We start from the raw sequence: 7,836 nt of genomic DNA, 5'->3' as shown, positions 1-7,836 counted from the left end.
CGGGCGGGACATTCGATCCCGTCCGGCGCACGCAGGACATTTGAGCCCGTCCGGCGATTGAGGACGAGTAGGCCGAAGGCCACGATCAGACGGCGCCCCACGCGCGGGGCACCCATTCACTGCGTAAGGACCCCGTCCAGAAACGGCTCCACCGCGGCCCGCCACGCCTCCGGCTGGTCGTAGTGCACGAGATGCCCCGCGTCGGCCACCTCCGCGTACTCCCCGCGGGGCAGGACGCGGACCATCTCCTGGGACTCGGCCCTGCCGAGCTCGCCGTCCTGGCCGCGCACGACGAGCGCGGGGCAGCGGACCTGGATCAGCTCCTCCCAGTGCGCGTCGTGCACCCACGTCTCGCGGGAGCGGAGCATCTGGGCGCGGTCGAAGACGGGCCGCCAGCCGTCGGGTCCCTCCGCCATCACCTCGGCGAAGAACTCCCCGCGCGCGGGGTTGGGACGCTCCACCCAGGGGTCGTCCTCGCCGAACCACTTGCGTACGTCCGCGAGCGTCGCGAACGGCACCGGCCAGGACTTGAACCAGTCCGCCCACTCACGCTGGGAGGCGGCACCGAGCGCGGAGGCCCGCATGTCGCAGATGATCAGGCCCCGGACGAGGTCGGGGCGGCGCGCGGCGAGCTGCCAGGCGGTGAGCGCGCCCATGGAGTGGCCGATGAGGACGGCGGGCGCGAGGTCGAGCTGGACGAGGGCGGCCTCGGCGTCGTCCACATAGGCATCGCGGGTGTAGGGGCCTTCGGCGGGTTTCTCGCTCCTGCCGTGGCCGCGCTGGTCGAGGGCGACCGCGCGGTGCCGCTCGGACAGCCAGCGGGCGGTGTCCGTCCAGTGCGAGGCGCGCCCCATCAGGCCGTGCAGTAACAGCACCCCTCCGGAGGATGCGGATGCCTCGGCCTCCCTGAGCTTGGGAGGGTCGGCGTACTCCCAGGCGGCGAGGCGTACGCCACCCGCGCCCGTCACGTCGATGCGCCGCACCATGATTCCTGGCACCCCCCTTGGATCCGCCCGGGTTTCACGCCTGGTCCTGCTCCACACCGCCGCACGCTATCGAACCTGTTTTCGAAAGCGGCCGGTTCGCCGGTAACACCCCTCGTTCGGGTGACCACACTCAAGGATTGACCGTCGCGGCCGAGGGGAGATCTTCAACGGGAGGCGGGCCGCTCGGGGAAACCGGCCCGTGGGGAACGACCCTGGGAGCTCGGGGCTCCGGGTCGGTACGGGGGAGGACAGGCCCCGGCGCTCTTGGGCGCCGGGGCCCTCGCCTTGTCCGTCCCGGCAGCGGGGCGCGCTCAGGCGCTCGCCGGGCGGGCGTGCGCGCTCACCAGACGGGCACATCCTCCAGCCCCCTCTCCGGCCGTCCGGCCAGACCTGGCGCCGACATGATCGAGAGTCCTCAGGTCATATGCCTCTCGCGACAGCCTGGCACGCAAAACGCTCGGGCGCTGCGATTCCGCACACTGAATCTTGGACTCCGCAAGAACCGATGGGGATCGGGGAGGTCCGTCAACTTCCTCTACAGCAACGGGAGTTGACTGCAGTGCGCCGAACGCACGCGGTTCAGCGCTTGGCGACGAAGACGTGCGACGCGATCTCGGCGGTGAGCTCGGCGGCCTCGCCGCTGCTCCCGACCAGGACACCGCCCGCGGACTCCGTCACGCTCACCACGGAGCCCGGCTGCACGCCGGCCCGCCGCAGGGTGTACATCAGCTGGGCGTCCGTCTGGATCGGCTCGCCGATGCGGCGCACCACGACCGTCTTGCCCTCGGAGCCCGGGTCGAGCTCCGTCAGGGAGACCATGCCCTCGTCCAGGAACGGGTCCGCGCCGTCCTTCTCGCCCAGCTCCTCCAGGCCCGGGATCGGGTTGCCGTACGGAGACTCGGTGGGGTGGCGCAGGAGCTCCAGGACGCGGCGCTCCACCGCCTCGCTCATCACATGCTCCCAGCGGCACGCCTCGGCGTGCACCTGCTCCCACTCCAGCCCGATCACGTCGACGAGCAGACACTCCGCCAGGCGGTGCTTGCGCATGACGCGCGTGGCCAGGCGGCGGCCCTCCTCGGTGAGCTCCAGGTGACGGTCGCTCGCGACCGCCACCAGGCCGTCGCGCTCCATGCGCGCCACGGTCTGGCTCACCGTCGGCCCGCTCTGGTCGAGCCGCTCCGCGATCCGGGCGCGCATGGGGACCACACCTTCCTCCTCCAGCTCGAGGATGGTGCGCAAATACATCTCAGTGGTGTCAATCAGCCCCGACATGGGTGCCCCTCAGAATTCGCTCGTGCGCTGGCCCTGCCCTCAATTCTGACGCATACCACTGACAACCGTGCCGCGCCGGTGGAATTCCCGCCCAGTACCGGCCTGAGACGGTGTTGACAGGGTGCTGGTCCAGACCGCAACGTGATGCGAATGAGCTCGAAGAGCGAGAGTAAAACGGCAGGTCGGTACTTCGACGCGGCCATCGGGCTGCTCCAGAAGGTCCGCGACGAGGAATCCGGGAGCGTGGCCGACGCGGGCGCGCTGCTCGCCGACGCCGTCGAGTCCGGCGGACGGCTCTTCGCCTTCGGCGCCGGGCACTCCTCCCTCGCCGCACAGGACGTCGTCTACCGCGCGGGCGGCCTCGGCCTCATCAACCTCCTCGCCGTGCCCGGAGTGGTCGGCGTCGACGTGATGCCCGCCACGCTGGGCTCCGCCCTGGAGCGGGTGGACGGGCTCGCGGGCGCCGTCCTCGACTCCTCGCCGGCCCGCTCCGGCGACGTACTGGTGATCATCTCGCTCTCCGGGCGGAATTCGCTGCCCGTGGAGATGGCCATGAACGCCCGCGCCCTCGGCCTGAAGGTCATCGGCGTGACGTCGGTGGCGTACGCGACGGAGACGCGCTCTCGGCACGCCTCCGGCACCTTCCTGAAGGACCACTGCGACGTGGTGGTCGACTCCAAGATCGGCGTCGGCGACGCGGAGCTCTCCCTCGACGGGGTCGACGCTCCGTTCGGGCCCGCGTCGAGCGTCGTCACCAACGCGCTGATGCAGGCCATGACGGCCGCGGCGATCGAGCAGCTCGCCGAGCGCGGCATCCAGCCGCCCGTCCTGAGGTCCGGGAACGTGGACGGCGGGCACGACTGGAACGGGCGGGTCTTCCAGGAGTACGGGGACCGGATCTTCTACCGGCACTGAGTGCCTCGGGAGGCCGGGGCCCGTCCCGCTTCTCACCGGGCCGGGCCCGTCTCACCGGACCGGGTCCCGTCTCACGGGGCCGGGTCCCGGGCGAAGGCGACGCGTACCGTCAGGCCGCCGCCCTCCCCGTTCGCCACCGCCGTCGCCTCCGCCCCGTGCGCCCGCGCGATCGCCGACACGATCGACAGGCCCAGGCCCGCCCCCTCGCCCTTCGCGTGCGTCCGCTCCTGCAGGCGCCGGAAGGGCTCGAAGAGCTGCGGGACCGTGTCCGCGGGGACCTCGGGGCCGGTGTTCGTCACCTCCAGGAAGCCGTCCCGCGAGGCGCGCACGGTCACCCGGCCGTCCTCGACGTTGTAGCGCACCGCGTTCGCCACCAGGTTGTGGACCAGCCGGTCGAGCAGCACGCCGTCGCCCTCCACGGTCAGCGGCTCGGCCCGCACGGACACGGTGACGCCCCGCCCGGCGGCCTCCTCGGCGAGGCCGTCCGCGACGGCGTGCGCCAGGACGTCCACCGCGACGGGCTCGCGCCGCTCCAGGCCCTGCTCCGAGTCGGCGAGCAGCAGCAGCCCCTCGACGAGGTGCTCGCTGTCGTCGGCCACGGAGATCAGCTTCGTACGGATCATCGCCACCCGGTCCGCGTCCGGGTTCCCGGCGAGACCGATCTCGGCGGCCGCCCGCTGCACGGCCAGCGGCGTGCGCAGCTCGTGCGCCGCGTTGGCCGCGAACCGCTGCTGCGCGCCGACCAGCCGCTCTATCCGGTCCAGCATCTCGTCGAAGGTGTCCGCGAGGTGCTTCAGCTCGCCCGGTGGCGCGTCCAGCGCGATCCGCTCGTGCAGATTGGCCCCCGAGAGCCGACGCGCGATGCCGGTGATCACCGCGACCGGGCGCAGCACCCGGCCCGCCATCCACCAGGCGAGGGCGATCGACAGGACGGCGTACACGGTGAAGACGATCACCGAGACCGTCAGGAGGCGGTTGAGCGCCGCCTCGCCCGCCAGATCGCTGATCTTCGTCACGGCGAGGCCCTCGTCGAGGTCCATCGGGACGCCCTCGATCCGTCGGGCGGGCACCGCCGACGCCGCGGGAGTCGGCATGGACCGCCACGGCGGGCGCTGCTCCCGGGGCACCGCGGTGGTCACCGCCGAGCTGATCGACGTATAGAGGCCCTGTTGCACGAGCAGGTACACGAGCCCGGTCAGCAGCGCCCCCGCCAGCACGAGCAGCCCTCCGTACAGGGCGGTCAGCCGCGCCCGCTCGCCGCTCATCCGCATGCGGCGCGACGTCGGCCCGCTCACCGGGACCGCCCCACGATCCGGTACCCGGCCCCCGGCACCGTCTCCACCACCGGCGGCTCGCCCAGCTTCGCGCGGAGCTTGGAGAGGGTGACGCGGACCGCGTTCGTGCGGTAACTGGTGTCCTCCTCCCAGACCTGTTCGATCAGGTCCTCGCCGCTGACCACCGCGCCGTCCGCCCGCAGCAGCGCCTCCAGGACCGCGAACTCCTTGCGGGACAGCGCCAGATGCCGCCCGTCCCTGCTGGCCTGGCGGCGCGCGGTGTCCAGGACGAGCCCCGCCCGTTCGATCACCGGCGGCAGCGCGGGCCGGGCACGGCGGCCGAGCGCGAGCACGCGGGCGAGCAGCTCGTCGTACGCGAACGGCTTGGTCAGATAGTCGTCCGCGCCGAGCCCCAGACCCGCCACGCGGTCACGCACCGTGCCCGCCGCCGTCAGCATCAGGACCCGGGTCAGCAGGCGCTGCTCGACGACCCGGCGGCACACCTCGTCGCCGTGCACGCCCGGCAGGTCGCGGTCGAGGATCAGCACGTCGTACTCGCCGAGCTGCAGTTTCCGCAGCGCGGTGAGGCCGTCGGCGGCGACGTCGACGGCGAGCGCGGCACGGCGCAGCCCGTCGGCGATCATCTCGGCCAGGAATTCCTCGTCCTCCACCAGCAGTACGCGCATGCCGCCCTGTGTACCCGAGAGTGACCTTTCGCCGGTGTAAGCGTCTCCGTTGAGAGAAACGAAACCCCGCTCCCCGCCAGCCTGAGCGCGTCACGCACGCCATCTGTGAAGGGGAAGCCGAATGAGGACCGCCCGCACGACCCGTCCGAGCCGCTCGACCCGTCCGAGCCGCTCGACCCGTCCGAGCCGCACGACCAGTCCGAGCCGCTCGAACCGTCCGAGCCGTACCCGCTCGGTGGCCTTCGCGTCGGCCTTCGCCGCGCTCGCCCTGTTCGCCGGTGCCTGCTCGTCCGGCTCGGACTCGGGCTCCGGCTCCGGCTCGTCGGACAGCGCCGACGGCGGCAAGGGCGCGGACGCCGACAAGGCGTTCAAGGAGCGCGAGTGCCTGCGCAAGAACGGCCTCAAGGTGCCCGAGCCGAAGTCCGGCGAGGACAGCCGCGGCATCACCATCGGCGGCGACATGAGCAAGGAGAAGATGGAGGCCGCCATGAAGAAGTGCGGCATGGGCGGTGGCTCCAAGGGCGGCGGCGTCTCGCAGGCCGACAAGGACAAGATGCTCAAGTACGCCCAGTGCATGCGCAAGAACGGCTTCAACATGCCGGACCCAAAGTTCGACGGCGGAGCCATGCAGGCCCAGCCCATGCCGAAGGGTGCTGAGGCCAAGAAGATGGAGAAGGCCGCCGAGGCGTGCAAGGGCATCGTCAAGTGAGGCGCCGCACGGCCGTCGTCGCCACCGTCGTCGCCCTGCTCGCCGTCACCGGCGGCGGGCTGGCCGTCAGCGGCCTCGCCGACGCGGGCGCCGAGCCGGACTCCCACCGGCGCGACGCGGGCCTGCCGCCGGCCACCGCGTCCGTCGAGCGCGGCGACCTCAGCAGCGGCACCCAGGTCGACGGCACCCTCGGCTACGCCAAGGAACGCAAGGTCAACGCCGGTACGACCGGCACGCTCACCTGGTCCGCGGAGTCCGGCTCCACCATCGGACGCGACGGGCGGCTCTACGAGGTCAACGGCACGCCCGTCCGCCTCATGTACGGCACCGAGCCCATGTACCGCACGCTGAAGACGGGCGACAAGGGCAACGACGTGCGCCAGCTCGAAGAGAACCTCGTGGCGCTCGGCTACGGCGCCGGTCTCGCCGTCGACAACACCTACACCGACGGCACCGCGGCCGCGGTCAAGCAGTGGCAGAAGGCCCACGACCGCAAGCAGACCGGCCGCGTCGGCCCCGAACAGATCTCCTTCCAGCCGTCCGCGGTCCGTGTGAAGTCCGCGGGCTCGACGGTCGGCGACCAGGTCGCGCCGGGCAAGCCCGTCCTCTCGACCACCGGCTCCGAACGCGTCGTACGCATCCAGCTCGACGTCGCGGACGGCGGCTCGGCGAAGAAGGGCACCGAGGTCACCGTCACGCTCCCCGACGGCACGACCGTCAACGGCAAGGTCGCCTCCGTCGGCAAGACCGCCAAGCCCGGCGACGACCCCAACGACAAGACCCCCAAGATCCCCGTCACCGTCACCTTCGACGACCCCGGCAAGGTCGACGGCTTCGACCAGTCTCCGGTCACCGTGAACCTCACCGGCGAGACCCGCGAGAACGTCCTCTCCGTCCCCGTCAACGCGCTCCTCGCACTGCCCGGCGGCGGCTTCGGCGTCCAGGTCGTCGAGGGCGGCCGCACCCGCGACGTCAAGGTCGAGCTCGGCATGTTCGGGCAGGGCAGGGTCGAGGTGAGCGGTGGGGGGCTGCGGGAGGGCGCGAAGGTCGGGGTGCCGAAGGTATGAACGACTTCCCTGTGAACGGCGTCCCTGTGAACGGCTCTGGTGCGAACGACCCCACCGGTAGCGACCACTTGGCCGCCGCGGCTCCCGCCGTCGTGGAACTGGCCGGTGTCACCAAGGAGTATCCGGGCGGGATCGCCGCCCTCCGCGGGGTCGACCTGACCGTCGGCTCCGGTGAACTCCTCGCCATCGTCGGGCCCTCCGGCTCCGGCAAGTCCACCCTCCTGCACATCGTCGGCACCCTGGACCGGCCCACCGCGGGCTCCGTCGCCATCGCGGGCCACGACATCGCCACGCTCGGCGACCGCAGCCTCTCCGCGCTGCGCGCCCGGCACATCGGCTTCGTCTTCCAGGCGTTCCACCTCGTCCCCGGCATCAGCGCCCGCGACAACGTCGCCGAAGGCCTGCTGTACTCCGGGCTCTCGCGCGCCGAACGGCGCCGCAGGGCCGCGTACGCCCTGGAACGCGTCGGCCTCGCCGACCGCATGAAACACCGCCCGCACGAACTCTCCGGCGGCCAGAAACAGCGCGTCGCCATCGCCCGCGCCGTCGTCGGCGAACCCGACCTGCTGCTCGCCGACGAACCCACCGGCGCGCTCGACTCCGAATCCGGCGAGGCCGTCATGACCCTGCTGCACGACCTCAACGCGGAGGGCTCGACCATCGCCGTCATCACCCACGACACGGACATCGCGGAACGGCTGCCGCGGCAGGTGCGGATCAGGGACGGGCAGGTCGTCGCGGACACGCGGGCGGCGGAGGTCGTGGCGTGACGGCGGGAGAGCGCACGAAGACGCGGCGCGGGCGCCGTGGCGTCCTCAAGGCGGCGCGGCTCGGGCCGCGCGACGTCCTGCACGTCGGCTCCGCGGGCCTGCGCAGCCGCCCCGTGCGGGTCGTCCTGTCCGCGCTCGGCATCGCCATCGGCATCGC

The 7,836-nt window shown here is 72.1% G+C and carries 8 protein-coding genes and 1 pseudogene; 5 read left to right on the top strand and 4 right to left on the bottom strand.

Going from position 1 to position 7,836, the window contains the following annotated elements:
• Positions 1-116: 116 nt before the first annotated feature.
• Entirely contained in the window at positions 117-986 is an 870-nt protein-coding gene (locus AOK03_RS29635; protein ID WP_055568441.1) for an alpha/beta fold hydrolase, read from the bottom strand.
• 579 nt (positions 987-1,565) lie between these two features.
• Positions 1,566-2,258 (bottom strand): iron-dependent transcriptional repressor DtxR, encoded by a 693-nt coding sequence (locus AOK03_RS29630; RefSeq protein ID WP_055568440.1) that lies wholly within the window; start codon positions 2,256-2,258, stop codon positions 1,566-1,568.
• 150 nt (positions 2,259-2,408) lie between these two features.
• On the opposite strand from AOK03_RS29630, the gene AOK03_RS29625 reads away from it, so the two are divergent.
• The gene (locus AOK03_RS29625; RefSeq protein WP_055568439.1) at positions 2,409-3,173 is read left to right on the top strand and encodes an SIS domain-containing protein; all 765 of its coding nucleotides are present in this window, start codon (positions 2,409-2,411) and stop codon (positions 3,171-3,173) included.
• A 71-nt stretch (positions 3,174-3,244) separates the two neighbouring features.
• Here AOK03_RS29625 and AOK03_RS29620 read toward each other — a convergent pair whose 3' ends face one another.
• Positions 3,245-4,438, bottom strand: a complete 1,194-nt coding sequence (locus AOK03_RS29620) for a sensor histidine kinase (RefSeq protein ID WP_055568438.1) — start codon at positions 4,436-4,438, stop codon at positions 3,245-3,247.
• A 26-nt stretch (positions 4,439-4,464) separates the two neighbouring features.
• A complete protein-coding gene (locus AOK03_RS29615) occupies positions 4,465-5,133 on the bottom strand; it encodes a response regulator transcription factor (protein ID WP_055568437.1) in 669 nt (222 codons plus the stop codon).
• Between the two features lie 235 nt (positions 5,134-5,368).
• Between AOK03_RS29615 and AOK03_RS29610 the strand changes: the two genes are divergently transcribed.
• From AOK03_RS29610 to AOK03_RS44355, 4 genes and pseudogenes are all read left to right on the top strand, one after another.
• Positions 5,369-5,842 carry a hypothetical protein gene (locus AOK03_RS29610; RefSeq protein ID WP_055568436.1) on the top strand — a complete coding sequence of 158 codons (474 nt, stop codon included), beginning with the start codon at positions 5,369-5,371 and terminating at the stop codon, positions 5,840-5,842.
• Positions 5,839-6,909: a peptidoglycan-binding protein gene (locus AOK03_RS29605; protein ID WP_244177803.1), complete on the top strand. Its 1,071-nt coding sequence runs from the start codon at positions 5,839-5,841 to the stop codon at positions 6,907-6,909. Before AOK03_RS29610 ends, AOK03_RS29605 begins: the two co-directional genes overlap by 4 nt.
• Positions 6,906-7,679 carry an ABC transporter ATP-binding protein gene (locus tag AOK03_RS29600; protein ID WP_055568434.1) on the top strand — a complete coding sequence of 258 codons (774 nt, stop codon included), beginning with the start codon at positions 6,906-6,908 and terminating at the stop codon, positions 7,677-7,679. Before AOK03_RS29605 ends, AOK03_RS29600 begins: the two co-directional genes overlap by 4 nt.
• A 14-nt stretch (positions 7,680-7,693) precedes the next feature.
• Positions 7,694-7,836 (top strand): annotated as a pseudogene (locus AOK03_RS44355) (ABC transporter permease); the annotation flags it as partial.

The sequence above is a fragment of the Streptomyces atriruber genome, from assembly GCF_001418325.1.
Lineage (GTDB): Bacteria > Actinomycetota > Actinomycetes > Streptomycetales > Streptomycetaceae > Streptomyces > Streptomyces atriruber.
The sequence above is the reverse complement of the archived record's forward strand: the minus strand, read 5'-3'. Positions and strand labels throughout refer to the sequence as shown.